Source organism: Acinetobacter sp. B51(2017) (genome assembly GCF_003711395.1).
Classification (GTDB): domain Bacteria; phylum Pseudomonadota; class Gammaproteobacteria; order Pseudomonadales; family Moraxellaceae; genus Acinetobacter.
Genome location: NZ_PJRJ01000091.1, coordinates 1 through 820 on the forward strand (window position 1 = coordinate 1; position 820 = coordinate 820).

The window sequence follows — 820 nt, forward strand, 5'->3', positions numbered from 1 at the left end:
GGCACTGTTGCAAATAGTCGGTGGTGATAAACTTATCATCCCCTTTTGCTGATGGAGCTGCACATGAACCCATTCAAAGGCCGGCATTTTCAGCGTGACATCATTCTGTGGGCCGTACGCTGGTACTGCAAATACGGCATCAGTTACCGTGAGCTGCAGGAGATGCTGGCTGAACGCGGAGTGAATGTCGATCACTCCACGATTTACCGCTGGGTTCAGCGTTATGCGCCTGAAATGGAAAAACGGCTGCGCTGGTACTGGCGTAACCCTTCCGATCTTTGCCCGTGGCACATGGATGAAACCTACGTGAAGGTCAATGGCCGCTGGGCGTATCTGTACCGGGCCGTCGACAGCCGGGGCCGCACTGTCGATTTTTATCTCTCCTCCCGTCGTAACAGCAAAGCTGCATACCGGTTTCTGGGTAAAATCCTCAACAACGTGAAGAAGTGGCAGATCCCACGATTCATCAACACGGATAAAGCGCCCGCCTATGGTCGCGCGCTTGCTCTGCTCAAACGCGAAGGCCGGTGCCCGTCTGACGTTGAACACCGACAGATTAAGTACCGGAACAACGTGATTGAATGCGATCATGGCAAACTGAAACGGATAATCAACGCCACGCTGGGATTTAAATCCATGAAGACGGCTTACGCCACCATCAAAGGTATTGAGGTGATGCGTGCACTACGCAAAGGCCAGGCCTCAGCATTTTATTATGGTGATCCCCTGGGCGAAATGCGCCTGGTAAGCAGAGTTTTTGAAATGTAAGGCCTTTGAATAAGACAAAAGGCTGCCTCATCGCTAACTTTGCAACAGTGCC

Annotated in this window: 1 protein-coding gene; it reads left to right on the forward strand. The window is 52.1% G+C overall.

The features are described 5' to 3' along the window. Positions 1-63 precede the first annotated feature (63 nt). Positions 64-768 (forward strand): IS6-like element IS26 family transposase, encoded by a 705-nt coding sequence (locus CYK47_RS15250; RefSeq protein WP_001067858.1) that lies wholly within the window; start codon positions 64-66, stop codon positions 766-768. Positions 769-820 lie beyond the last annotated feature (52 nt).